Below are 24602 nucleotides of genomic sequence, written 5' to 3' on the forward strand. Positions count from 1 at the left end.
TCCCCGCACGGGGAGTCGGCCGTCGTCGTCAGGTCGTCAGCAGGCGTACCGCCTCGCGGACGTCGTCGGTGAGGTGGATCGTCGACGACAGGTCGCCGAACGGGGACGCGGCCAGCAGCGGACGCAACAGCGCCTCCACCGGCAGCTCCACGGTCCAGTAGGCGCGGTCCAGGAAGATGTACGCCCCGCTGGCGCCGTCGGTGCCGTAGTAGGTCTTGGTGGCCGCCTGGAACACCTCCTGCACAGTGCCCGCCCGCCCCGGCGCGAAGACGATGCCGCCCCGGGCGAGGCGCAGGATGGTGTCCTCCCGGATCGCGTTCGAGAAGTACTTCGCGATCCGCCCGGCGAACAGGTTCGCCGGCTCGTGTCCGTACAACCAGGTCGGAATGGCCAGGCCACCCGCACGCGCCCAGCCCAGGTCGTCGCCACGCTGCCGGGGCACCCCCGCGTACCGCTGCCGGACCGTCAGCGCGGTAGCCGTGTAGCGGTGGTGGTCGGTGAAGTCGGGGGCGGTGGCCAGCAGGTCGATCGCCGCCGTCACGTCGGTCGCCGGCCGGTCCGCCAGGTAGGCGCCGAGGTTCGCGGCCTCCATCACACCCGGGCCGCCGCCGGTCACCACCAGCCGATCGGCCCGCGCCAGCTCCCAACCCAGCACGGCCGCCATCCGGTACGCCGGACTGCCGCGCCGCACCGCGTGCCCGCCCATGATGCCCACCACCGACTGCGGCCCGTACGCGGTCAGCCAGACCCGGGTGGCGTCGGCCAGCGCGTTGTCCACGCCGTGGTCGTGCAGCCGCTGACCCAACGCCTCCTTGACGTCCGGCAACGCGCCGCCGTGCGCCCGGTAGTGGTCGTACACCCGGGTGTCGTACATCCCGGTGAACCCGCCCTCGGCGAACCCGGCGGCCAGGTCGTCCGGGGTGTAGAGGTGCGTCGGCTGGGTCGGGTACGGCAACCCGGAGAACGGCGGCACCACGTTCGCGCCACGCCGGACCAGGTCGGCGCCCACGTCCCGGGACGCGAACCGGCAACCGACGAAGAGGGTGCCGGCGACGTCGACGCCGGTCAGGTCAGGCACCGGCGCGAGGTCGAGCCGTAGGCCCTGCACGGTCAGCCCGGTCAGCCGACCGGTGGCCAACTGATTGTCGAACTCGGCACGGGTCTGGATCTCACCGGCGTGCAGGTGCGGCTCGATGACGTCCGCGGGAGGTGGGGTCGGCACCGGGCCATCCTGCCCCTCCACCAGGCCCGGTCAAACCTCGGGCCAGGGGTGGAACCGACAGGAGCCCGGTGGTCGTGGCCACCGGGCTCCTGCATAACCGGTTCCTGGGGAGGCTCCGGACCATTAGTTGTAGTGGAAAACACCAGGCAGCGGCATAGGCCGCAGGCGTGACCAACTCCTCAGCCGTTCAGCGGGACACGTCGGCCGACCCGCTCGCGTGTCGCACTGTCCAGCGGGTTGAATGGGGCGATGCAGAACCTTTTGCCAGAGCCACCGGCCACCCGCCTGCCCGTGAACGACGAGGCCGACGCCGCCCTGGCCGCCGCCGCCGAGGCCGGCACCGATGAGGCGTACGCCAATGTGGCGGCCGGCTTCCCGACCTACAGCGCGGCCTGGGCGGAGCTCGCGGCGCGGGCGTTCGCGCAGGGCCAGGTGGTGACGGCGTACGCGTACGCCCGCACCGGATACCACCGGGGCCTCGATCAACTGCGCCGCAGTGGTTGGAAGGGGCACGGCCCGGTGCCGTGGTCACACGAGCCCAATCGGGGCTTCCTCCGCTGCCTCTACGTGCTGTCCCGCGCCGCCGACGAGATCGGCGAGGCCGACGAGGCGGCCCGCTGTGCCCAGTTCCTGCGCGACTGCGACCCGGAAGCGGCGGACGCGCTGGCGAGCAACTGACCCCGCCCCGACGGCCGGCCCGACATTGGGCCGGCCGTCGGCGGTTACAACCCTTCGGCGACCGCCGCGGCGATCTTCAGCCAGGCGTCCCGGGTGGCCGAGGAGAGCCCGCCGTACCGGATCGGCTCGCCGCTGTCGATGAGTCGCTCGTACGGGGCCAGCAGCACCGCCCGGGTGCGGGCCGCGAAGTGCTCCTGGATGGCCGGCAGGTCGATCTCCTTGCGGGACGGTGGCATCGACACCACAGTCACGGCCTGACGGACCAGCCGTTGCCGGCCGCTCTGCTCCAGGTGGTCGAGCATCCGGGCGGCGGTCTCGGCGGAGTCGTTACGGGCCGACATGGTGACCACCAACTGGTCGGTGGCGTCCATCGACGCCTGCCAGTTCTGCGCTCGGACGTTGTTCCCGGTGTCCACGAAGATCAACTTGTAGAACCGGCTGACCACCTCACGGATCTCGGCGAACGCGGCAGCCGTCAACATCTCGCCACCGGTGGCCGACTCGTCCGAGGCCAGGACGTCGAACATCCCCTCGCCCTGCGAGCGGACGTACTGCGACAGGTCGCCGACCCGCCCGTGCGCGCCCTGGAACTGCCCGAGGTCACGCAACATGTCCCGCACGGTGCGGGAGTGGAAGTCCTGTTGGGCCCGCATCCCGAGGGTGCCCTGGGTTTCGTTGTTGTCCCAGGCCAGCACGTAGCCGCCGCGCTTCTGACCGAACGTCATCGCGAGCAGCAGGATGGCCACCGTCTTGCCGGCGCCGCCCTTCGGGTTAACGACTGTCACCTGCCGCAGACCGCCGAAGTTGCGGCGCACCATCTCGATGTCCCGCTTGAGCTCCTGCTCGTGCCGCCCCGGAGAGAGCCGGAGCAGGCCCATCTTGTTGACCACCGCGCGTACACCCATTGTCGCCACCGGGTCGGCGGGTCGTACCTGGCGGCGTCGGGCGAAGTCCTCGGCGGTCGGTGCGGCTGTGGTGTCCGGTGTCCAACTCGCGTCCGGGTACGCGGTCGCGTCCGGGTACGCGGGGGCCGGCACCCGGGTCACCCCGTCGGCCTCCTGGTACGGCTGCCCGGGCGCGCCGCCGGGCGAGCCCTGCTGCCAGGGCGGTGGATACCAACCCGGCGAGGGCGGGAACGGCCCGGGCGGTGGGGTCCCCGGCCCGGCCTGCCCAGGAGCGTGCTGCGGTGCGGCAAGGCCGTGCGGCGGGTTGCTGAACTGCGTCACGTCGGGCGGCGGCGGAATCTGTGCCGGGCCGGCCTGGCCGGGGATGAACGGCTGCCCGGGGTGTGCCTGCGCGGGACCGGCGTGCGGAACGATCGGCGGCGGCGGAATCGGAGGCGTCGCGCCGGCCTCGTCGTGGGCGGGCGCGGCCGTTCCGGCCGCGCGTTGCGGCGGGTATGCCCACGGCGACTCGGCAATCGGCCGCGCCGGCCCGTCAGCGGACCCGTCCGCACCGGGCCCACCAGCCTGTGGTGCTGATCCGCCGGCCTGTGGTGCTGATCCGCCGGCCTGCGGTGCTGACCCGCCGGGCTGTGCTTCCGGACTACCAGGCTGCGGTGCCGGACCGGCCACCGCAGGGCCTGCGGCCGAGGGGTCTGTCGGCGCGGGGCCGGCGGCCGTCGGGCTGTCGGTGGCGTGCGGGCCGTCGGTGGCGTTCGGGCTGGCGGTGGCGTTCGGGCTGGCGGCGGACGCGGTGGGACGGTCGGTGGGTGCCGATGCGGCGGCGCGGGTCGGCTGGTCCAGGGTGAACGGCAGGTTCAGGTCGACGCCGCCCGGGGCGACCGGCGCGGCGGTCGGACCCCGGTCGCCGGGCTGTACCTGCGCCGCTTCGCTGGCCTGGCTGGCCGCGTCGGGCGCGGCACTGCCCGCGTCGCTCGTGGCGGGACGGCCGTCCCTCGGCGCGGAGGCGGTGGTCGGTGTGGCGGCGGAACCCGGGATGCCGGGGACGGCTGGCCCGCCGTTGCTCCCCGAGCCGGTCGACGGAGGCGTCGGCTGGGCACCGGTCGCCGGCGGAACGGGCGGCGGTGACGCAGCGGCCGGGGCGGTCGGTGGCGGCCAACTCGGCTGCGCCGGTGCCCAACCCGACCCGGCGCCGGACGGGCCGCTGACCCCCCACCCCCCGGGCGCCGGAACGACACCGGTGAGCGACGGGTAATCCGACGGCGAGGGAGGCGACTGGGCCGCGGCGCCGGGCTGGCCGGGCACCGGCGGTCGCCCGGTCGGCGGCGCGGCCACCGGTGGCGTGACCGGTGGCGTGACCGACGACGGCCCACCCCGCTGCTCGGCGACCGCAGCCCACGGCGGCACCGCGCCCCGGTCACCCGGATCCGGTGGCCAGAGTGGTTCGACGTCCCGCTCCGGCACCGGCTGCTGGCCGGGCACCTGCGCCCGGTCGGCGTTCTCGTCCATTACGGCCCTCCCCAGTCCTCCTGCGAGGATAGGCCCAATCACCCAACAGGGCCGATCGGTGCAGGCAGGTCGGCCGGTCGGTGCGGTCGAGGTCAGTTCGACCAGACGGCCCAGGCGCCCGGCTCGACCCACCAGGAACGCTTACGGGTCAGCTCGCCCTCGACACCATCGTCGAGGTACGGCACCTTGCCCTCCCTGGGCAGCACCGACACCGCCCGCCCACGGGCCCGCCGAACTTCGAGGCGTACCCGCTTGCGTCCCCACGCCGAGCGGACGACCACCGGCACGGCCACCGCGACCTCGACCTGGCCGTCGGCCGGGTCCGGCGCGGTCAGCAGCGTCACGTCGTTGAGCGTCGCGTACCCGCCGGCGTTGCCGACCGCACAGGCCAGCAACGGTTCCGCACCGTCGGTGAGGATGGTGTCGTCGACCTCCACCCGGGCGCGCCAGTGCAGCGGCCGGCCGGCGTCGTCGGCAGCGCCGAGGAGCGCGCCGTCCAGGGTCACCGAGCCGCCGTCGTTGCGCAGCAGGTCCAGTCGCCGCGGTGAGCCGTCCAGCACCGCGGCGGCCACCGCCGCCGGATCACGGGGCAGCCCGAGCTGCGCGGCCAGGTCCCGGTGGGTGCCACCACGGGCCGGGTCGAGCGGGAGTACGGCCACCGGCGGCAGGTCGGGCAGGGTCCGGTTGCCGGGCAGATCCGCCGGGCGCTTGCTCGGCGCCGGGGCGTACCGCTTGACCAGCCGGCGCAGCACGGCGCGCAACTGCCCGTCGCTGGCGGTGGCGATGACCAGCCGGGTCTTGCTGTCCGGGTCCGGCCAGGTGAGGCCGTCCGGGCGGGGCGGGCCGTCGAGCCGGGCCAACACCGCGTCGATCTCGGCGTCGGAGCGGGCGGTGACCGTCTCCACCCGGGCGCCCCGGGCGTTCAGCGCGTCGGCGCATGCCAGCACCGGCACCCGTGGCCGCTCCGTCGCGCACTGCTCGGTGTCGGTGCTGGCCTGGCCGGTGTCGGTCTGGTCGGTGTTCGCTCGGCCGGAGTCGGTCTGGTCACTGTTGGCGTGGCCGGTGTCGGTCTGGCTCGTCGGGGCGGTGTCGGCCCCGGTCGCGCCGCCGCAGCAGGCCCCGCCGCTGCCACAGCCCCCGGGAGCGTCCCGCTCCGAACCGAGGGTGAGCAGCACCACGTCGTACACGGAAGGAGCCTCCTGCCTCTCGACGCGACCCCTGCCGGCCACGCCGTCACTACTTGTTAACCTGACACCCCGGGCTCGCCGAGCGGTCGCCACCTGGCACCCGAGCCTTCTGGAGGCGGAAAAGATGCCAGCGATCGTGCTCATCGGCGCTCAGTGGGGCGACGAGGGCAAGGGCAAGGTTACCGACCTGCTGGGTGAGCGGGTCGACTACGTCGTGCGCTACTCCGGCGGCAACAACGCCGGGCACACGGTGATCACCCCGGACGGCCAGAAGTACGCGCTGCACCTGATGCCGTCCGGCGCGCTCTCGCCGAACGCGATGATCGTCATCGGCAACGGTGTGGTGGTCGACCCGAAGGTGCTGCTCGCCGAGATCGACGGCCTGGCGGAGCGCGGCGTCGACGTGTCCCGGCTGCGGATCTCCGGTGACGCGCACCTGATCATGCCGCACCACCGGGCGCTGGACCGGGTCATCGAGCGCTACCTCGGCTCGTCCCGGATCGGCACCACCGGCCGCGGCATCGGCCCGGCGTACGGCGACAAGGTCGCCCGGATCGGTATCCGCCTCCAGGACCTGCTCGACCCGGGCATCCTGCGCAAGAAGCTGGAACTCGCGCTGCGCGAGAAGAACCAGATCCTGTTCAAGGTCTACAACCGCAAGGCGATCGACCTCGAGGCGACCGTCGAGGAGTACCTGGCGTACGCGGAGCGGCTCAAGCCGTACATCGCGGAGACCCGGGCGATGCTCTGGGACGCCCTGGACCGGGGCGAGACGGTGCTACTGGAAGGCGCCCAGGCCACCATGCTCGACATGGACCACGGCACCTACCCCTTCGTGACCTCGTCCAACCCGACCGCCGGTGGCGCCTGCGTGGGCGCTGGCATCCCGCCGACCGCGATCAACAAGGTCATCGCGGTGAGCAAGGCGTACACCACCCGGGTGGGTGCCGGGCCGTTCCCCACCGAGCTGTTCGACGCCAACGGTGACCACCTGCGCAAGGTCGGCGCGGAGTACGGCACCACCACCGGGCGGGAGCGCCGGTGCGGGTGGTTCGACGCGGTCGTCGCCCGGTACGCCTGCCGCCTCAACGGCGTCACCGACCTGGTCATCACCAAGCTGGACGTGCTCACCGGCCTGCCGAAGGTGCCGATCTGCGTCGGCTACGAGATCAACGGCGTCCGGGTCGACGACATGCCGATGAGCCAGACGGACTTCCACCACGCCAAGCCCGTCTTCGAGGAACTCGACGGCTGGTGGGAGGACATCACCAAGGCCCGCACCATCGACGACCTCCCGGAGAACGCCCGCCGCTACATCGCGAGGGTCGAAGAACTCTGCAACACGAAGGTCAGCGTCGTAGGCGTAGGCCCAGGCCGAGAAGAAAACGTAGTCCTCCACCCCCTCCTCCCCTAACCCCCATCCCCTGAATGGGTTGATCATGAAGTTATTGCCAGCTACGCCGGCGTGTCTTGGCAATAACTTCATGATCAACCCGTGTTGATTGCCGGGTTATCCACAGGCGTTCGGGTGGTTGTCCACAGGGGGGTGTTTCGGATTTCGGGTTGAGCCAGGGTGGCGGGGTGGATGCCTTGGATGTGGTGCGGCGGGTTGCAGCCGTGCGGGACGGAGTCGTGACGCTCGGGCAAGCGCGCGCAGCCGGCTTGACCACGCATGAGGTGCAGCGGCTGTGTCGGGCTGGCCGCTGGCGGGTCGTAGCGCGTGGCACCTACCTGGTGGACGCCGACCTGTATGACGGAGTCCCTCGAGCGGCGCGGATCAGGGCTGCTGTGGCCTCCTTCGGGCCGGCCGCAGCCGCCGTGCTCGCGACGGCTGCCGAACTGCACGGGCTGGCCGGTCTACGGGCCACTGACGTGATCGACCTGTCGGTGCCGGGTCCGATCGCCAGGCCGGCCCGGCTCGCCCACCCGGAAGTGGTGGTCCATCAGTTGGTCATCCAGCCCGAGCAGCTTGTCCGGGTGAACGGAGTCACCGCTACCGAACCGCTGCGGACCCTTGCTGACGTGAGTCTCCGGGTTGATCGTTTTCCGGCGGTGAGCCTGCTGGATTCGGCGCTGAATCGGCGGCTCGTGACCACCGATGACCTGCTCTCCATTCCGCGCCTCATTCGCGGCCGACGCGGTGCGGTCGCGGCGCGCGGCTATCTCAGCGAGGCCGATGGGCGTTCCCAGTCCCCGCTCGAGACGCGGACTCGGCTGCGGTGCGTGGACGGGAAGGTGCCGCCGGACGCACTGCAACTTGAGGTCCGCGATGAGGACGGCTACCTGTTGGGGATCGGCGATCTCGGCTGGCGTGGTCCCCGGATCATCGCCGAGGCCGACGGCCGCGGCCCACATGGCGCACCGGATGCCGCCTATGCCGACCGTCGCCGCCAGAACCGCCTGGTCAATGCCGGCTGGACCGTCCTCCGATTCACCTGGCAGGACACCCTCCGCCCCGACTACATCCCCTGGACGATCCGCCAAGCAATCGCTGCCCACCGCCACCGTTGATCATGAAGTTGTTGTCACAACACGCCGTGGTGGAGGGCAACAACTTCATGATCAACGGCGAGGTGGAGGGGGACAGTAGGATCTCGGGCGTGCGCGTTCTTTTGGTGGGTGGTGGCGGGCGGGAGCACGCGCTTGCGCTTGGCCTGGTGGCGGATTCGGGTGTCTCCGCGCTGATCGCGGCGCCGGGTAATCCGGGGATCGCCAGCGTGGCTGAGCTGCGAGCGGTCACTCCGACAGATCCGGCCGCGGTGGCGGCGCTGGCCGTGGAGGTGGCGGCTGACCTGGTCGTGGTCGGGCCCGAGGCCCCACTGGTCGCCGGGGTCGCCGATGCGGTACGCGCCAAGGGCATCGCCGTGTTCGGTCCGTCCGGTGCGGCCGCGCAACTGGAGGGCTCCAAGGCGTTCGCCAAGGACGTGATGACCGCCGCCGGCGTGCCGACCGCTCGGGCGTACGTCTGCACGGACGAGGTGAGCACCGCTCGGGCGCTGGACGAGTTCGGCGCGCCGTACGTGGTGAAGGACGACGGGCTCGCCGCCGGCAAGGGCGTGGTGGTGACCGACGACCGGGCCGCCGCGTTGGCGCACGCGGACGAGTGTGGACGTGTCGTGGTCGAGGAGTTCCTCGACGGCCCGGAGGTCAGCCTCTTCGTGGTCACCGACGGCGAGGCGGCCGTGCCGCTGGTGCCGGCACAGGACTTCAAGCGTCTCGGCGACGGCGACACCGGGCCGAACACCGGTGGCATGGGGGCGTACGCGCCGTTGGCCTGGACCCCGCCCGGCCTGGTTGACGATGTCATGCGCGATGTGGTGCACCCGACGCTCGCGGAGATGCGTCGCCGGGGCACCCCGTTCGCCGGCCTGCTCTACGTCGGTCTCGCGATCACCGCCGCCGGCCCGCGGGTGATCGAGTTCAACGCGCGCTTCGGTGACCCGGAGACCCAGGTGGTGCTCGCGCTGCTGGAGACCCCGCTGGGTGGGCTGCTGCACGCGGCGGCCACCGGTTCGTTGGCCGAGCACCCGCCGCTGCGGTGGCGGGACGGGAGCGCCGTGACAGTGGTGCTCGCCTCGGCGGGTTATCCGGCCGCGCCACGCACCGGCGATGTGATCACCGGTGCGGACCGTCCGGGCATCATCCACGCGGGCACCGCCCGCCGGGCCAGCGACGGCGCGTTGCTCTCCGCCGGCGGCCGGGTCCTCTGCGGTACGGCCACCGGCGCCGACCTTACCGCCGCGCGGGACGCCGCGTACGCGCTGGTGGACGGGGTGGAGTTGGCCGGCTCGCAGCATCGCACCGACATCGCCGCCGCCGCGATCGAGGATCGGATCACGATTCCCGGCTGAACACCGACGTCGACCCGGCGGCACGCACCAGTCGCCGTGCCTCGCCACCGTCAGCCGTAGTAGCGGCGCAGTTCTCGGGTGAGCACCTTGCCGGTGGCGTTGCGGGGCAGGTACTTCACGAAGATCACGTCCCGGGGGACGCTGAACCGGGCCAGGAAGTGCCGGACGTATTCGCGGACCGCCTCGGGGTCGAGGGTCTCGCCGGGGTGCAGGGCGAGGAACGCGGAGAGGCGCTGGCCGTACTCGGGGTCGGGCACGCCGATCACGGCGGCCTCGCGGACCTGTGGCAGTTGCGCGAGCAGGTCCTCCACCTCGGACGGGAAGACGTTCTCACCGCCAGAGACGATCATGTCGTCGGCTCGGCCGTCGACGAAGAGCAGCCCGTCGGCGTTGAGCCGGCCGAGGTCGCCGGTGTCGAGCAGGCCGTCGTGGGTTTCCCGGTCGGCACCGGAGGTGTAGCCCTCGAAGAGCATCTCGTTGCCGACGAAGATCCGCCCGACCCGTCCGTCCGGTACGGGCTGGCCGTCGTCGTCGAGCAGCTTCAGCCGGGTGCCGTGCGGCGGACGGCCAGCGGTGGTGGGTGCCTGACGCAGGTCCTGCGGGCCGGCGATGGAGGCCCAGGAGACCTCGGTGGACCCGTAGAGGTTGTAGAGGACGTCTCCGTAGACGTCCATGAACTTCGGGGCCAGCCCGCCGGGCAGGGCGGAGCCGCTGACCGCGACGACGGTGAGCTGGGGGCGCGGGTCCGGCGGGGGCACCTCCAGCAGCCGTTGCATCATCACCGGTACGGCGAAGAGCGCGTCGCACCGGTGCGTGCTCAGGGCGGCGAGAGTGGCGGCCGGGTCGAAGCGGCGGTGCAGCACGATGGTGGCCCGTAGTGCCAGGCAGACCTGGAGGGCGGCGAATCCCCAGGTGTGGAAGATCGGTGCGGCGATCATCACGCGATTCCGGGCGTGCAGGGGGATGCGGTCGATGATGGACACCAGTGGGCCGAAGCCGCTGGGCGTCGGCCGGCGAGCGCCCTTGGGCGTACCGGTGGTGCCGGAGGTGAGCACGATGATCCGACCGTCGCGCTCGGGCGGGTGCAGGTCACCCGGTAGCGCCCCGGCCACCAACTCCTCGCGGGCGCGTTCGTCGAGCCGGGGCAGCTCGGCGGGGAGGCCGAGGACCCGCTCGGCGAACTCGTCGTCGTGCACGAGGAGCCGCAGTCGCTGTTCCTCGGCGACGGTGCCCAGTTGGGCGGCGCTGAGCCCGGTGTTGACCAGTACCGCGTCGACGCCGAGCAGGGTGGCGGCGACGATCGTCTCGATCAGCCCGTGGTGGTTGCGGCAGAGCACGCCGATCCGGTCGCCGGCCTGTACGCCGAGCCCGGCCCGCATCGAGCGGGCCATCCGTTCGGCCCGGTCGAGCAGGTCGTGGTAGGTCAGTTCGACGCCGTTCTCGTCGATGACGGCGGGACGGCCCGGGTCCCGGGCGGCTGCTTGGCGTAGCTCGCCGGCCAGGCTCCACCCCCACGTGCGCAACGCGTTGAGCTGCGAGGCGACTCGGACCGGGCTGCCGGGGGTGAGCAGCCCGCGACGGGTCAACGTGGCAACGATGAACGGCAGGTCCATGCCGCAGACCTCCTCGGGGTGGTGCGCGGGCGGGGCGGTGGCCCGCCCGTCCATCAGGGCTTCTTTCCTTGATCATGCACTGGGCGCGGCTGAAGGCCCAGTTGGCGTCGGCGTGGGGTGACAAAGACGGCACAGATCGTGGAATTCGGCCGCCGTCGGCCCGACCCCGCTCAAGGAGGGGCTGGGCCGACGGCGGTCAGCGAATCTGCATCCCGGAGATCGCCCGGGAGATGACCAGTCGTTGGATTTCCGAGGTGCCCTCGAAGATGGTGTAGATCTTGGCGTCCCGGTACCAGCGCTCGACCGGGTGGTCACGCAGGAAGCCGGCTCCGCCGAGCAGTTGCACTGCCTTCTCGGTGACCGACACGGCCACCTCGCCGGCCTTGAGCTTGGACATCGATCCTTCGCCGGCGGTGAATGGGCGGTTGTTGCGGCCCATCCACGAGGCTCGCCAGACCAGCAGCCGCGCCGCGTCGATTTCCATCCGCATGTCGGCCAGCGCGAACGCGACCGCCTGGTTCTCGATGATCGGGCGTCCGAACTGGACCCGGTCCTTCGCGTAGTCGAGGGCGTACTCGTAGGCGGCCCGGGCCACGCCGAGCGCCTGGGCGCCGACGGTGGGTCGGGACAGCTCGAAGGTGCGCATCGCGGCCTGTCCGGTGGCCCGCTGACCGGAGCGGGCCCGGTCCAGGCGTGCCAGCAGGGCGTCTCGTCCGCCGAGCAGACAGCGGCCGGGTACGCGTACCCCGTCGAGGAAGACGTCGGCGGTGTGTGACGCGCGGAGGCCGAGTTTGCGCAGCTTGCGGGTGGCGGCCAGGCCGGGGGTGCCCGGCGGTACGACGAACGCCGCCTGGCCCCGGGAGCCGAGCGCGGGGTCGACGGAGGCGGTGACCACGTGCACTCCGGCGATTCCGCCGTTGGTGGCGTACGCCTTCTGGCCGGTGAGCACCCATTCGTCGGTGGCCTCGTCGTAGACGGCCCGGGTGCGCATCGCGCCGACGTCGGAACCGGCTTCCGGCTCGCTGGTGCAGAAGGCGGCGACGGATGGCGAGTCGACGTCGCCGAAGCACTGCGGCACCCACTCGACCATCTGATCGGGGGTGCCGGCGCCGTAGATGGCGGCGACGGCGAGCGAGGTGCCGAAGATGCTCATGCCGATGCCGGCGTCACCCCAGAAGAGTTCCTCGCTGGCGATCGGCAGGGAGAGCCCGGTGGGGTCGGCCCAGCAGGTGGCGAGGAACTCGAAGCCGTAGAGGCCGACCTTGGCGGCTTCCTGGATCACCGGCCACGGGGTGTCCTCGCGCTCGTCCCACTCGGCTGCGGCTGGGCGCACGACCTCGGCGGCGAAGCCGTGCACCCAGTCGCGTAGATCCCGCTGTTCCTCGTTCAGGTCGAGCGAGAACTCAGCCATGTCAGGCCTTGGGGATGTCGAACAGGTTGGCGATGTTGGCGGCGAGGCCGAGGTCGCCCTTCGCCTTCAACTTGCCGGTCATGAACATCATCACCGGGTTGGCGCCACCGGAGACGATCTTCAGGAACTCGACAGGGCCCATGGTGAGGCTCAGCTTCGGGTCGTGCTGCGGGGTCTCGTTGACGACGCAGGTGCCGTCGGCGATGACCACCTCGTAGGTGTCGCTGCCGCCGTCGGGGCGACCGGTGATGATCCAGTGGATGACCGCGTTGGTGGAACCGGCCCGGTCCGCGCGGAACAGCGACGGCATCCGGCCGAACACCTCGCCCAGGACCTTGTCGCGCAGGTCGCCGGACATCACCTGGGCGATCTTGTCGTCCGGGGTGGACTTGACCAGCTGGGCGAACTCCTTGGGGCCCACGTTGGCGAAGGTGGCCGGGTCGAAGTCAGTCATCAGGTGCGCCTTCCGGAAGATTGGCTACTCGCGCGTAACCCTACGCACGAGTAGGTATGCTCGCAAGGTGTCCAGCGTCCCCGCCTTCAAGCGCCTGCCTCGCGCCGTCCGCGAGCAGCAGATGCTCGACGCGGCCGTCAAGGTCTTCTCTCGACGTGGCTTCCACGCCGCCAGCATGGACGAGATCGCCGAGGACGCCGGCATCTCCAAACCCATGGTGTACGCGTACCTCGGCACCAAGGAGGAACTCTTCGTCGCCTGCCTGCACCGGGAGGGCACCCGGATGATGCAGGCCATCGCCGGGGCGGCGGCTCCCGACCTGCCGGCCGACGAGCGGCTCTGGCGCGGGCTGAGGGCGTTCTTCGGCTTCGTGGGCGCCCACCGGGACGGCTGGGCGGTGCTCTACCGGCAGGCCCGGGGCGAGCAGCCGTTCGCCGGAGAGCTGGCCACCATGCGGGCTCGGCTGGTCGAGGTGGTAGCCGGGATGCTCGACCACGCGTTGCGCGCCGAGGGCCGTGAGATCGCCGCCATCGACCTGGAGGTCGTCGCGTACGCCCTGGTCGGCGCGACCGAGTCGTTGGCCGACTGGCTCGCGGACCACCCGGACGCGGACCCGGAGAAGACTGCCACCCGGATGATGAACGTGGCCTGGTTGGGTGCCGCCCAACTGCTGCACGGCGTCACCTGGCGTCCGCCGGCCGACTGACGGCCCCGGCGGGAAGGGCCTCGGTGTCCGGCTCGCCGGCCCGCGCCGTACGGCGGCGGTTGCGGAGCCAGCGGACCACCTCGACGACCACCGTCACCGTCAGGGCGAGGCCCAGACCGAGCAGGAGACCGCGCAGCGGGTCCTGCTCGAAGGCCAACCCGCCGACGTAGCCGACCAGCGCCGAGTAGAGCCCCCACGAGCCGGCGGCCAGCGCGTCGAAGGCCAGGAACCGTCGCCGTGGATAGCGCACGGCACCCATGGTGAGCGTGACAGCGGTTCGGCCGCCCGGAATGTAGCGGGCCACTGTGAGGATCAGACCGCCCCGGGTGGCGATCCCCCGACGGGCCCGGTCGATGGCGGCTCGACGTCGACCGTGGGGCGGCAGCCGGTCGAGCAGCCGGGTGCCGCCACCCCGCCCGATGGCGTACGAGATGTGGTCGCCGACCAGCGCCCCGGCGGCGGCTACCAGGATCACCGCCGGCAGGTACGGCGCTCCGGAGGCCGCGAACACCCCGGCGGTGATCACCGCCGTCTCGCTCGGCACCACCGGGAAGAAGCCGTCGAGCACCGCGATCGCGAAGATCGCCAGGTACACCCAGGGCGAGGACATCGTGTCGTGCAGCAGGTCGAGCAGATCCATGATTTCGATGCTGGTCGGGACGGCGGCTACCGACATCGGCCAGTGGTCAGGTGGACGGCACTACTTAGGTAGCGGCCGGCCCGGACTGTGCCTCGGGGTCATCCCCCACCTCACCCGGGTCCCGGGGCGCGGGGCGGCCCCTTGCGCCCAAAGGGCCCTAGGCTCGCTGCGTGGCCTCCAGCGCCGTCGCCCTCCGGCGGGTCGTCCATCGGTACGCCCCGCCGCTGCTCGCCGTCCTGGTCGCCGCGGCCGTGTGGGCCAGCGCGACCGGTGACATCGGGGTCCGCTCGCCGCTGCCGAGCGCGGTCGTGCTGCTGATCGCACTGGGCTCGGCGTGGGCCGCCGGCACGCTCCGGAGCCGCCGCTGGCCGTTGTTCCTGGCCGCGGCGGTCGGCTGGTTGGTGCTCGCCGCGGCGGCGGCCGGGGTGCTGGCCTCGTACCAGGCGGGTCTGCGGTTGCGCGGTCGCCAACTCGCCGGCTACCTCGCCGGGGCGGCCCTGGTGTTGACCGGCGGGGTGCTGGTCGGGCTGGCGGTCGGCGGCGTACGCCGGATCACCACCGCCAGCACCGGCAACGTGCTGCTGCTCGCCGCCTGCCTGGTGGGGCTTCCGTTGGTCTTCGGCCTCTGGGTGCGGGCCCGTCAGGACACGCTCGCCGCCCTGCGGGACCGGGCCGAGCGGCTGGAACGCGAGCAGGAGGCCCGCGCCGACCGGGTCCGCGCCGAGGAGCGGACCCGGATCGCCCGGGAGATGCACGACGTGGTGGCACACCGGGTCTCGTTGATGGTGGTGCATGCCGGTGCGCTGGAGGTGACCGCCGTGGACCCGGCGACCGTCGAGGCCGCCGTGCTGATCCGGACGACCGGCCGGCAGGCGCTCACCGACCTGCGCGAGGTGCTGGGTGTGCTGCGCCAGGCAGGCCCGGCCGTGACGCCGGAGCGGGGGCTCGACACGTTGGACGAGTTGATCGGGGAGTCCCGTGCCGCCGGGCTGCGGGTGTCCCGGCAGGACGAGGGTGTGCCGACGGCACTGCCGGAGACGCTGGGGCGTACCGCGTACCGGGTGGTCCGTGAGGCGCTGACCAACGTGCGCAAGCACGCGGCCGACGCCGAGACGACCGTCTGCCTGCGCTACCTGCCCGACGGGCTGGAGGTGCTGGTCCGCAACGGCCCTTCCGAGGGCGGGTCGGCGCTGCCGGGTGCCGGGCAGGGGCTGCTCGGGTTGCGTGAGCGGGTGGAGCTGCTCGGCGGCCGGCTGGAGGCAGCTCCCGTGGACGGCGGTTTCCTGGTCCGGGCCCTGATCCCGCTGGCGGGTGCGGCGTGATCCGGGTCGTGGTGGTCGACGACGAGCAGCTGGTTCGGGCCGGGCTGCGGCTGATCCTTGAGGCGGCGGAGGACATCACTGTCGTCGGTGAGGCGGCTGACGGCGTCGGCGCGCTGGAGCAGGCCCAGCGGTTACGCCCCGACGTGGTGTTGCTCGACGTGCGGATGCCGGGCGTCGACGGGCTGACCGTGGCGCCCGACGTGGTCGCCGTCGGCCCGAAGGTGATCATGCTGACCACCTTCGACCTCGACGAGTACGTGCACCGGGCGCTGCGGGCCGGCGCTGTCGGCTTCCTGCTCAAGGACACCCCGCCCCGGGAGTTGGCCGCCGCCGTCCGGACGGTGGCCGCCGGTAACGCGATGCTCGCACCGACGGTGACCCGGCGCCTGATCAGCTCGTTCGCCGAGCGTGGCCCGGCCCGCCGGGACGCGGCCCGCGAGCGGCTCGCACCGCTGACCGAACGGGAGTTGGCGATCGTCCGGGAGGTGGCACGCGGGCACGGCAACGCGGAGATCGCCCGGCGGCTGACGATGAGCGAGGCCACCGTCAAGGCGCACGTCAGCCGGGCGCTGGCGAAACTGCACGCGGGCAATCGGGTGCAGCTGGCCATCCTGGTGCACGATGCCGACCTGCTGTGACGCATGTCAGGTCGGTCCGGCCCGATCGGTGGTGGCGGCGGCGCGGCGGCGCGCCCGGTGGCGCAGCCAACGGATGCCCTCGATGCCCAGTGTGACGATCACCGACAGGCCGATCCCGGCGAGGATGCCCTTGACGGGGTGCCGTTCGAAGGCCAGCCCACCGAAGTAGCCGAGCAGCCCGCAGTACAGGGCCCAGGTGACCGTCGCGATCGCGTCGTACAGCAGGAACGACCGGCGAGGATAGCGCACCGCGCCCATGGTGAGGGTGACGGCGGTCCGCCCACCCGGCAGATACCGGGAGGTGGTCAGGATCAGCCCGCCACGCCGGTTCAGTGCGCGCCGGGCCCACTCCGAGCTGGCTCGTCGGCGGCTGCCGTCGGGAAACCCGGCGAAGCGTCTCGCGCCGCCACCGCGCCCGATGGCGTACGAGACGTGGTCGCCGGCGCAGGCGCCCAGCGCGGCGGCGACGATCACCGCCGCCAGCTTGGGATTTCCGCTGGTGGAGAGCACGGCGGCGGTGATGACGGCCGCCTCGCCGGGTACGGCCGGAAAGAACGCGTCGACCGCCGTGAGCCCGAAGATCAGCAGGTACACCCACGGTGAGGTGACCAGCTGCCGGAGCAGGTCGAGCGCGGAGTCCATGCCCCCATGCTCGCCGGGTGCGACCCGCCCGGTGGCCGAAGCTGCCGGATAACCCCCACCTCTCCCCGCGCCGATCTTGCACTTTGTGTCCGGACCAATACCTGCAAAAGCCGCAGAACAACGACCGAAAGTGCAAGATCGGCGGGGTTGGGGTTGGGGTCAGGCCGTGTGGGCCAGGGTTGGTGGGGCTAGCAGTGGACCTTGTGGGGTTTTGTTGTCGGCGGTGGGGCCGTGTGAGGTGAGCACCACAGGGGTGTCCAGCTCCGCGCTCACCGCTGCCGGCCAGTCCTGCGGCGCTTCGTCGTACAGCGGGCGGGAGCGCAGCAGGCGGGCGGTGAGCGCGGCCTGCCGGTCGAGGTCACCGGGCGGGCCCGGGGTGAGCCGGTCGGTGGTGTCGTAGCGGCGGCAGATCCGCAGGTCGGGGCCGGTCAGGTCGAGGTGGGTCAGGGCCAGGCCGTCGACGCCGCCGGCTGCGGCGAGGGCGTACCGGTGGGCGACCGCGTCGAAGTGGCCGAACCGGAACCGGCCCTGCCACGGGTTCGTGGCGTTGTGCGCGTCGGCGAACGGCAGGCTCCGGTCCTCGGTCACCAGCGGGCCGTGCCCGTGCCGGGTGGTGACCACGCGGAGCACCCCGATCCGGGTCACGTCGCCGGGCCGGCCCGCCTCGGCGAGCAGGCCGTCGACGTTGGCGAACGTCGTGGTGCTCCAGGTGGTGTACGGGTGGAAGCCGTGCCACTCGTCGAGCAGCACCCCCTGCGCGCCCTCGAAGACGCAGGTCCCGGAGCGGAGCGCCCCGGCGAGCCAACCGCCGTCGACGATGGCGACCCGCCCGGCGAACCCGGTGAACGCGGGCAGGCAGTCCTCGATCGGTGGCGCGTCCAGGGGGCCCAGCTCGGCCGTCAGCCGATCCCGCAGTGTGGTCAGCCGGCGGCGCAGCAGCGCTGGGTGGTGGCAGTCGGCGACCCGCGGCGCGTCGTCGGGGTGGGCGAGACCGTACGCGACGGCCTCGCCCACTCCCAGCCCGCAGGAGCCGTGCCGGTCGGCTCCCCGGGCGATCTCGCGGGCCCGGTTGGCGGCCCGGTGGTACGGGGTGGCGAGCAGCGCGTCCCCGTCGACGGTCAGCCGGTCGAGCGCGTCGGGCACCCCCACCGTCCCGAGGTGGTCCGCCTCGGCGGCCAACGCCAGCGGGTCCACCACCACGTGCCGGGACAGGTGCGTACGCACACCGGGATGGAACGTGCCGGCGCCGAACTGTGCGAACGTGTGGTGCCGCCCGTCGGGCAGCACGACGTTGTGTGCCGCCTGCGCGCCCCCGTTGAAGCGGACCACAGTGTGCACGGGACGGGTGGCGCAGAGCCAGTCCACCACGGTGCCCTTGCCGGCGTCGCCGTAGCCGAGGTCGACCACCGCCACGTGGTTCACAGCCGGGTCACCCCGCTGGCCGTGTCGGTGAATGTCGGCAGCGTCGACACCTGGGCGCGCCGTTCCCGGCCGAGGCGGGCCAGCGCCTTCGACACGGTCCCGGTGGCGCCGGAGCCGGCGCGGTCCAGGTCGCGCAGGCCCTCGTCCAGGTCGATGGCCTGTTCGCCGAGGCCGATGGTCAGTGCGATGGTCTCGCAGACCGCGTCGAGGTCGTCGAGCACTACGGTGTTCTGCCCGAGCAGGTCTCGCCAGAAGTCGAGCACCTTGGCGTTGCCGGCGTAGTGGCTGCCGGCGGGGAGCAGGTAGTAGGTATCCCAGCGGCGGGTCACCTCGTCGACCACCTGCCGCAGCGGCACGTCCTCGGAGAGGCCGTCCCCGATCAGGCCGGCCACCTCCCGGGCCTTCACCCGCTGGTACGCCAGTTCGTCGCCGATGATGAACAGGTAGCCGCGCCGGCCGCGCTTCTCCCAGTTGTCGGTGACTGTGTGCCGGGCCATGAAGTACATGGCCAGCTCGTACGACTCGCTCATCTGTCCGCCGCCACCGCCCTCCAGCACGATCCGGCCGAGGTCGTCGTCCATCCGGTTGTCCGACTCGAACTGGCCCACCTGCAACGGCACCCGGTCGCAGGTGGCGTCGCCGATGGCGCCGAACATGATCTGCGGGTCGCTGGCGTAGCCCTGCCGTTGCAGCAGCCCGAGCAGTTGCGGCAGCTTGGTCTGCAGGACCCGCGGCACCGTGCGCATCGAGCCGGTCACGTCGAAGAGCACCGCGACGGGCGTCGACCGGGGGTGCTCGTCGGAGTCGCGGCTCTCGCGGGTCGCGTCCCTGGGGTCGAGCGCGGGGTGCACGGTGCGCGCCCCGCTGTCGCTGTAGGAGAAGGCGCTCTTGCCGGTGGACCGGCGGTAGCGGTCGGCGGCGTCGTACACGTCGGTGGACCAGATTCCACTGCCCATGACAGCTCCTTAGGGGGTGAGGGTGAAGGGTCGGAAGGTGCGTGGCCCGTAGAGCCGGTCCAGCACCTGGTCGAGTTCGCGCAGGAGGCGCCAGGCGTCGTCGGGCCGGGCGTGCAGGGACCGTTGCCGGCAGCCCTGCGCGAAGGTGTGCAGCTCGCGGGGGACACGCGGCCCCATCAGCCAGCTCATGCAGTGGCTGGCCATCGCGATGTCGGTGCCCGGCCCGCACTGCTGTTTCTTGAGGACTTCCTCCGGGTCCCAGCCGTGGCCGGGCACGACCGCCGGGATCGTGCTCCCGACGGCTGCGGAGAAGCACCAGTCGATCAGCACCACGCCGTGGGCGTCCGGCTCGATCAGCACGTGTCGGGGCAGGACCGCGCCGTGCACCACGCCCGCCCGGTGGGCCAGGCCGAGCACCACCAGCAGCCGCCGCCACATCCAGGCCACGTCCCGGGCGTCCAGCCCGTCGGGGTACGCGCGCCGCACCTCCTCGAGGTCGTGCAGGCCGGGTGCGGTGGCGAGGACGTTGATCCGCCGTTCCGCTCCGGTGGCGGCGTCGCGGTGCCGGAACTCGTCGACCAGCCGGGGCACGTACGGCAGGTAGCGCGGGTCGCCGCGCTCGGCGATGGTGCGCAGGGCGTGCGCCTCGCGGGCCATCAGGTCGTTGTCGGTGGGCCGTCGGGGGAGCTTCAGCAGCCTGTCGTCGCCGACGTCGTAGAGGTCGGCCAGGTCACCCGAGTGGGCCAGCACGCCGAGCCGGTAGTCGCCGAGAACTGTGGTCTGCCGGGCCTGCCACCGGGTGGTGACGTGGATGAACGCGTCGATGGCTTCGGCGCGTACCGCCGGGTCGGTCGGCAGGCGGTCGGGGTGCAGGGCCGCGACCAGCTCGCGGTAGCGGTGAGCCGGCTGGTCGGCGCCGAACAGGTCCGCGTCGGTCCGGGCGGCCGCCACAAGGCGGATCGCCTCCGTGGCCCTCACCGCACCGTCTCCTCGCGGGCGGGGCGCAGCAGCGCCGGGTGCAGCAGGCGGGCGTCGCCGGCCCGGTAGAGCCGGGCGCGCGGGCCGCCTCGGGCGCCACCGCGCTCGGTGCTGGCGCCGGTGCTCTCCACGAAGCCCGGCACGGAGAGGACCTTGCGGTGGAAGTTGCCGGCGTGCAGAGGGTGCCCCCAGACCGTCTCGTAGACGGCCCGCAGGTCGCTGATCGTGAACTCGGCGGCGAGGAAGCGGGTGGCGAGCGGGGTGTACTCCAGCTTGGAGCGGGCCCGTTCCAACGCGTCGTCGATGATCCGGCTGTGGTCGAAGGCGAGCTGTCGGCTGGTCAACGCGGTCACCGGCAGCCAGATCGCGTCGTCGGCGTCGCTGCCGGCGGCCGGGTCCGGCAGGTCGGGGGCGAACGCGAGGTGGGCGATCGAGACGACCCGCATCCGCGGGTCACGGTCGGGGGCGCCATAGCTGCCCAACTGCTCCAGGTGTACGCGGCGCAGCGCCTCGCCGCCGAGCCCGGTCTCCTCGGCCAGCTCCCGTCCGGCGCCAGCGGTCAGGTCCTCGTCGGGGCGGACGAAGCCCCCGGGCAGCGCCCAGTGCCCGGCGAAGGGCGCCTCGCCGCGCCGGATCAGCAGCAGGTGCAGTGCGCTGTCGCGGATGGTCAGCGCCACCACGTCGACGGTCACGGCGACCGACGGGTAGGCCCGGGGGTCGTACGCGGCAAGGAACTCCTGCTCGTTCATCACGTCTCTCTCACTCTGAGAACATCTCGCTGTGAGAACAACTTAGCGTAGAAGTGCGCGCCTGCCAAGGGTCGAGTCAGCGCACGAAGCAGCTCGGTGCGCTCAGCGCACGAAGCAGTCAGGTGCGGTCAGCGCACGAGACCGGTCAGGTGCGGTCGGCCACGGGAGTCGTGCAGGGCGAACCCGCCGTCCGGCAGAAGCGCGAAGTTCACAGTGCTCGGCAGCGGCACGGGCAGCTTGAAGGCGACCTCGACTGCGTACGCGTCCGGCAGTCGGGCCTCCAACGCGGCCAGGCAGCGCGCCTTGCTCCACATGCCGTGCGCGATCGGCCGGCGGAAGCCGAACAGTCGCGCCCCCAGTCGGGAGGTGTGGATCGGGTTGTGGTCACCGGAGACCCGCGCGTACTCCGTACCGATGCGCGGCTCCACCCTCCAGCGGGCGGTGGCCGTCGGCGCCTCGGGACGTTCGCCGGGCTCGCGTCGGCCCGGCTTGCGCTCCCGACCGAGGTACGTCGAGACGCCGCGCCACACCTCCGCCCCGTCGACCGAGCCGACAAGCACGACGTCCACCTGCCGCCCCCGGTCGTGGGGGCGCAGGTTCTCCGCGTACGTGGTGAAGTCGAGGGTCTCGTCGGCGGTGATCGGGCGGTGCGTGGTGATCCGGTTGCCGACGTGCACCAGCCCGATCAGCGGGAGGGGGAAAGTCGGCGCGGTCATCAGGCGCAGGGCCAGCGGAAAGCCCATGACGTGCGGGAACGTCGCGGGCAGCCGATCGGTGAGCCGGAACCCGCAGACCCGGTCGTAGTCGGCCAGTTGCGCCCGGTCGACGCTCACCCCGCCCACCGTCAACTCGACCGCCGGCAGGTCGGGCCCGCGCCGCCCACCGCCGAGGCCCGGCAACGCGCCGAGCAACGCCCGTCGGTGCAGCGCCCCGACCGCCGGCATCCGAGACAGCTCGACAGGGGTGCGGCTGCCCGACTCCGGCCCCGCGTCCATCACGCCCCCAGCAGGCTCTGGCCGCAGACCCGGACCACGTTTCCGCTGACCGCGCCGCTGGCCGGCCAGGCCAGCCAGCCGATCGTCTCGGCGACGTCCACCGGCAACCCGCCCTGGGCCAGGCTGTTCATCCGCCGGCCCGCCTCGCGGACCACCAGCGGGATACGCGCGGTCAGTCGGGTCTCGATGAAGCCGGGAGCCACCGCGTTGACGCTGATCCCGCGCTCCCGCAGGGCCGGCGCGAGTGAGTCGACCAGCCCGATCACGCCGGCCTTGCTGGTGGCGTAGTTGGTCTGCCCCCGGTTGCCGGCGATCCCGGCGATCGAGGAGACCGAGATGATCCGTCCGCCGGCCGGGATCAGCTCCCGCTCCAGCAGTACGTCGTTGATCCGCTCCTGGCTGGAGAGGTTGACGTCGATCACCTGGTCCCACCGGTCGGCGTCCATCCGGCCGAGCGTCTTGTCCCGGGTGATGCCGGCGTTGTGCACCACCACGTCGACCCGGCCGTGCCGGCTGGCCAGGTGCTCCGCGAGTCGGGTCGGAGCGTCCGGCGCGGTCAGGTCGAGTTGGACGGCGGTGCCGCCGATGTCGTTCGCCACCGCGGCGAGTGCGTCGCCGGCGGCCGGGATGTCCAGGGCCACCACCTTCGCGCCGTCGCGGGCGAGCACCTTCGCCAGCGCCGCACCGATGCCCCGCGCGGCACCGGTGACCAGCACGACCTGCCCGTCCAGCGGGCGGTCCCAGTCGGCCGGGATGCTCGCCGCGCCGCCGCTGACCCGAATGACCTGCCCCGACACGTACGCGGACCGGCCGGACAGTAGGAACCGGAGTGTCGATTCGAGGCCGATGCTGGGATCGCCCTGGGCGCGGGCCACCTGGACGAGTTGCGCGGTGATGCCCCGGCCGAACTCCTTGCCGATGCTGCGGACGAGTCCTTCGAGGGCGCGTTGGGCGGTCGCCTCGCGGGTCGTCGCGCACTCCTGCGGCGGGGTGCCCAGCACGATTACCCGGCCGCTGGGCAGCACGGCCCGGGCCTGCGGGTGGAAGAAGTCATAGAGCTGGCGCAGGTCGGTCGAGTCGGTGATCCCGGTGGCGTCGAACAGCAGTGCCCCGTACCGCCGCGGGGTGGCGGTGGCCGGATCGGCCGGACCGGCCAACTCGACCCCTGCGGCGGTCAGTCGCATGGTCACCGGAGCCGCGTACCGGCCGCCGGTGGCCGCCCCGAGCAGGGCCGGGCCGGGCAGCAGTGGGTCGCCGGGGTGGTGCCGGCGCAGTCGGGGCGGGTCGGGCAGCCCGAGGCGCTTGACCAGCGCGCGGCCGGCGGCCGATTGGACGAAGCTCGCGTACCTGTCGGTCATGGGCGTAGCCTACTGGCCAGTAGGGTTCGAGCAACATATGTCGAGGAGGCGGATCGTGCAGAGCATCCGGCGGGTCGCGGTCATCGGGGGCAACCGCATCCCCTTCGCCCGTTCCAACGCCCGCTACGCGGACGCGTCGAACGCGGACCTGCTCGGCGCGGCGCTCGACGGCCTGATCGCCCGATACGGGCTGGCCGGGCAGCGCATCGGCGAGGTGGTCACCGGGGCGGTGCTCAAGCACTCCCGCGACTTCAACCTCACCCGCGAGGTGGTCCTCGGTTCCCGGCTCGACCCACACACCCCGGCGTACGACATCCAGCAGGCCTGTGGCACCGGCCTGGAGGCGACCATCCTGGTCGCCAACAAGATCGCCCTCGGTCAGCTCGACGTGGGCATCGCCGGCGGTGTCGACACCACCTCCGACGCCCCGCTCGCCGTCAACGAGGAGATGCGCCGCACGCTGCTCAAGCTCAACTCGGCCCGCACGCTGGGCGAACGGCTCAAGATCGCGGCGAAGCTGCGCCCACTCCAGCCGTTCAAGCCGGAGATCCCGCGCAACGCAGAGCCGCGTACCGGCCTGTCCATGGGCGACCACGCCGCCCGCACGGCCCTGCGCTGGCAGATCGACAGGCGCTCCCAGGACGAGCTGGCGCTGCGCTCACACCAGCGCCTCGCGGCCGCGTACGACAGGGGTTTCTTCGACGACCTGATGACGCCGTACCTGGGGCTCACCCGCGACCAGAATCTGCGCCCGGACAGCAGCCTGGAGAAGCTCTCCTCGCTGAAGCCAGTCTTCGGCACCCGCGGCCCGGACGCCGAGCAGGCCACCATGACCGCCGGCAACTCGTCACCGCTCACCGACGGCGCGTCCACGGTGCTGCTGGCCAGCGAGGAGTGGGCGGCGGCGCACCACCTGCCCGTGCTGGCCTGGTTCAGCTGGTCGGAGACGGCGGCGGTGGACTTCGTGCACGGCGACGAGGGACTGCTGATGGCACCCGCGTACGCGGTGCCCCGGATGCTGGCCCGTGCCGGGCTGACGTTGCAGGACTTCGACTACTACGAGATCCACGAGGCGTTCGCGTCGCAGGTGCTGGCCACGCTCGCCGCCTGGGAGTCGCCGGAGTTCGCCAAGGACCGGCTCGGGCTGGACGCACCGCTGGGCGCGATCGACACCGACCGGCTCAACGTCAACGGCTCGTCGCTGGCGGCCGGGCATCCATTCGCCGCCACCGGCGGACGAATCGTGGCGACCCTGGCCAAGCTGCTGGCCGAGCGGGGCAGCGGGCGCGGGCTGATCTCCATCTGCGCCGCCGGTGGTCAGGGCGTGACCGCCATCCTGGAGCGCTGAGCGGAGTGTGCAGGGCGACGC

General features: G+C 72.4%; 22 protein-coding genes. 8 read left to right on the forward strand and 14 right to left on the reverse strand.

The features are described 5' to 3' along the window. Nucleotides 1-28: 28 nt before the first annotated feature. Complete coding sequence (locus NIE111_RS16700) at nt 29-1222, reverse strand: LOG family protein (protein ID WP_238685275.1); 1194 nt, start codon at nt 1220-1222, stop codon at nt 29-31. Between the two features lie 249 nt (nt 1223-1471). Here NIE111_RS16700 and NIE111_RS16705 point away from each other — a divergent pair, with 249 nt between their 5' ends. Beyond that, the gene (locus tag NIE111_RS16705) at nt 1472-1900 is read left to right on the forward strand and encodes a DUF3151 domain-containing protein (protein ID WP_238685276.1); all 429 of its coding nucleotides are present in this window, start codon (nt 1472-1474) and stop codon (nt 1898-1900) included. 44 nt (nt 1901-1944) lie between these two features. On the opposite strand, the gene NIE111_RS16710 is transcribed toward NIE111_RS16705, so the two are convergent. Next, nucleotides 1945-3663, reverse strand: coding sequence for a MinD/ParA family ATP-binding protein (locus NIE111_RS16710; protein WP_308193694.1), 1719 nt, complete (start codon nt 3661-3663; stop codon nt 1945-1947). Between the two features lie 740 nt (nt 3664-4403). Then, nucleotides 4404-5498, reverse strand: a complete 1095-nt coding sequence (locus NIE111_RS16715) for a diacylglycerol kinase family protein (RefSeq protein WP_238685278.1) — start codon at nt 5496-5498, stop codon at nt 4404-4406. A gap of 124 nt (nt 5499-5622) precedes the next feature. Here NIE111_RS16715 and NIE111_RS16720 point away from each other — a divergent pair, with 124 nt between their 5' ends. The 3 genes from NIE111_RS16720 to purD all read left to right on the forward strand — a co-directional run bounded on the left by NIE111_RS16720 (nt 5623) and on the right by purD (nt 9349). Next, nucleotides 5623-6912 (forward strand): adenylosuccinate synthase, encoded by a 1290-nt coding sequence (locus NIE111_RS16720; protein WP_238685279.1) that lies wholly within the window; start codon nt 5623-5625, stop codon nt 6910-6912. A 167-nt stretch (nt 6913-7079) separates the two neighbouring features. After that, a complete protein-coding gene (locus NIE111_RS16725) occupies nt 7080-8009 on the forward strand; it encodes a type IV toxin-antitoxin system AbiEi family antitoxin domain-containing protein (RefSeq protein WP_238685280.1) in 930 nt (309 codons plus the stop codon). An 89-nt stretch (nt 8010-8098) separates the two neighbouring features. After that, nucleotides 8099-9349, forward strand: coding sequence for a phosphoribosylamine--glycine ligase (gene purD / locus NIE111_RS16730; protein ID WP_238685418.1), 1251 nt, complete (start codon nt 8099-8101; stop codon nt 9347-9349). 50 nt (nt 9350-9399) lie between these two features. Here purD and NIE111_RS16735 read toward each other — a convergent pair whose 3' ends face one another. From NIE111_RS16735 to NIE111_RS16745, 3 genes are all read right to left on the reverse strand, one after another. Then, complete coding sequence (locus NIE111_RS16735; protein WP_238685419.1) at nt 9400-10962, reverse strand: AMP-binding protein; 1563 nt, start codon at nt 10960-10962, stop codon at nt 9400-9402. Nucleotides 10963-11158: 196 nt separating this feature from the next. After that, nucleotides 11159-12373 (reverse strand): acyl-CoA dehydrogenase family protein, encoded by a 1215-nt coding sequence (locus NIE111_RS16740; protein ID WP_238685281.1) that lies wholly within the window; start codon nt 12371-12373, stop codon nt 11159-11161. 1 nt (nt 12374) lies between these two features. Then, a complete protein-coding gene (locus tag NIE111_RS16745) occupies nt 12375-12827 on the reverse strand; it encodes an SCP2 sterol-binding domain-containing protein (RefSeq protein WP_196920508.1) in 453 nt (150 codons plus the stop codon). Nucleotides 12828-12894: 67 nt separating this feature from the next. Here NIE111_RS16745 and NIE111_RS16750 point away from each other — a divergent pair, with 67 nt between their 5' ends. Continuing rightward, nucleotides 12895-13533, forward strand: a complete 639-nt coding sequence (locus NIE111_RS16750) for a TetR/AcrR family transcriptional regulator (protein WP_112586169.1) — start codon at nt 12895-12897, stop codon at nt 13531-13533. Here the strand turns inward: NIE111_RS16750 and NIE111_RS16755 are convergent. After that, complete coding sequence (locus NIE111_RS16755; protein WP_274531214.1) at nt 13508-14173, reverse strand: DedA family protein; 666 nt, start codon at nt 14171-14173, stop codon at nt 13508-13510. The genes NIE111_RS16750 and NIE111_RS16755 overlap by 26 nt on opposite strands. A gap of 170 nt (nt 14174-14343) precedes the next feature. Here NIE111_RS16755 and NIE111_RS32275 point away from each other — a divergent pair, with 170 nt between their 5' ends. Beyond that, nucleotides 14344-15495: a sensor histidine kinase gene (locus NIE111_RS32275; RefSeq protein ID WP_238685282.1), complete on the forward strand. Its 1152-nt coding sequence runs from the start codon at nt 14344-14346 to the stop codon at nt 15493-15495. Beyond that, nucleotides 15492-16133 carry a response regulator gene (locus NIE111_RS16765; RefSeq protein WP_238685283.1) on the forward strand — a complete coding sequence of 214 codons (642 nt, stop codon included), beginning with the start codon at nt 15492-15494 and terminating at the stop codon, nt 16131-16133. Before NIE111_RS32275 ends, NIE111_RS16765 begins: the two co-directional genes overlap by 4 nt. A 6-nt stretch (nt 16134-16139) precedes the next feature. On the opposite strand, the gene NIE111_RS16770 is transcribed toward NIE111_RS16765, so the two are convergent. From NIE111_RS16770 to NIE111_RS16800, 7 genes are all read right to left on the reverse strand, one after another. Next, a complete protein-coding gene (locus NIE111_RS16770; RefSeq protein WP_238685284.1) occupies nt 16140-16775 on the reverse strand; it encodes a DedA family protein in 636 nt (211 codons plus the stop codon). A gap of 159 nt (nt 16776-16934) precedes the next feature. Beyond that, on the reverse strand, nt 16935-18197 hold the full coding sequence (locus tag NIE111_RS16775) for an adenylosuccinate synthetase (RefSeq protein WP_238685285.1): 1263 nt from the start codon (nt 18195-18197) through the stop codon (nt 16935-16937). Further along, entirely contained in the window at nt 18194-19153 is a 960-nt protein-coding gene (locus NIE111_RS16780; protein WP_238685286.1) for a hypothetical protein, read from the reverse strand. Before NIE111_RS16780 ends, NIE111_RS16775 begins: the two co-directional genes overlap by 4 nt. 9 nt (nt 19154-19162) lie before the next feature. Next, the gene (locus NIE111_RS16785; protein ID WP_238685287.1) at nt 19163-20131 is read right to left on the reverse strand and encodes a BUD32 family EKC/KEOPS complex subunit; all 969 of its coding nucleotides are present in this window, start codon (nt 20129-20131) and stop codon (nt 19163-19165) included. After that, the gene (locus tag NIE111_RS16790; protein ID WP_238685288.1) at nt 20128-20880 is read right to left on the reverse strand and encodes an NUDIX hydrolase; all 753 of its coding nucleotides are present in this window, start codon (nt 20878-20880) and stop codon (nt 20128-20130) included. Before NIE111_RS16790 ends, NIE111_RS16785 begins: the two co-directional genes overlap by 4 nt. A gap of 128 nt (nt 20881-21008) precedes the next feature. Continuing rightward, nucleotides 21009-21875 (reverse strand): MaoC/PaaZ C-terminal domain-containing protein, encoded by an 867-nt coding sequence (locus tag NIE111_RS16795; protein ID WP_238685421.1) that lies wholly within the window; start codon nt 21873-21875, stop codon nt 21009-21011. Further along, nucleotides 21875-23233, reverse strand: a complete 1359-nt coding sequence (locus NIE111_RS16800) for a 3-oxoacyl-ACP reductase (protein ID WP_238685289.1) — start codon at nt 23231-23233, stop codon at nt 21875-21877. Before NIE111_RS16800 ends, NIE111_RS16795 begins: the two co-directional genes overlap by 1 nt. Nucleotides 23234-23288: 55 nt before the next feature. Here NIE111_RS16800 and NIE111_RS16805 point away from each other — a divergent pair, with 55 nt between their 5' ends. Next, nucleotides 23289-24581, forward strand: a complete 1293-nt coding sequence (locus NIE111_RS16805; protein ID WP_238685290.1) for an acetyl-CoA C-acetyltransferase — start codon at nt 23289-23291, stop codon at nt 24579-24581. The last annotated feature ends 21 nt before the right edge of the window (nt 24582-24602 follow it).

The organism is Micromonospora hortensis, from assembly GCF_022230935.1.
GTDB lineage: Bacteria > Actinomycetota > Actinomycetes > Mycobacteriales > Micromonosporaceae > Micromonospora > Micromonospora hortensis.

Coding starts and splice junctions, on each gene's coding strand:
- NIE111_RS16705 (WP_238685276.1), top strand. CDS start 1,472: ATGCAGAACCTTTTGCCAGAGCCACCGGCCACCCGCCTGCCCGTGAAC.
- NIE111_RS16720 (WP_238685279.1), top strand. CDS start 5,623: ATGCCAGCGATCGTGCTCATCGGCGCTCAGTGGGGCGACGAGGGCAAG.
- NIE111_RS16735 (WP_238685419.1), bottom strand. CDS start 10,962: ATGGACCTGCCGTTCATCGTTGCCACGTTGACCCGTCGCGGGCTGCTC.
- NIE111_RS16740 (WP_238685281.1), bottom strand. CDS start 12,373: ATGGCTGAGTTCTCGCTCGACCTGAACGAGGAACAGCGGGATCTACGC.
- NIE111_RS16745 (WP_196920508.1), bottom strand. CDS start 12,827: ATGACTGACTTCGACCCGGCCACCTTCGCCAACGTGGGCCCCAAGGAG.
- NIE111_RS16755 (WP_274531214.1), bottom strand. CDS start 14,173: ATGGATCTGCTCGACCTGCTGCACGACACGATGTCCTCGCCCTGGGTG.
- NIE111_RS16770 (WP_238685284.1), bottom strand. CDS start 16,775: ATGGACTCCGCGCTCGACCTGCTCCGGCAGCTGGTCACCTCACCGTGG.
- NIE111_RS16780 (WP_238685286.1), bottom strand. CDS start 19,153: ATGGGCAGTGGAATCTGGTCCACCGACGTGTACGACGCCGCCGACCGC.
- NIE111_RS16790 (WP_238685288.1), bottom strand. CDS start 20,880: ATGAACGAGCAGGAGTTCCTTGCCGCGTACGACCCCCGGGCCTACCCG.
- NIE111_RS16795 (WP_238685421.1), bottom strand. CDS start 21,875: ATGGACGCGGGGCCGGAGTCGGGCAGCCGCACCCCTGTCGAGCTGTCT.
- NIE111_RS16800 (WP_238685289.1), bottom strand. CDS start 23,233: ATGACCGACAGGTACGCGAGCTTCGTCCAATCGGCCGCCGGCCGCGCG.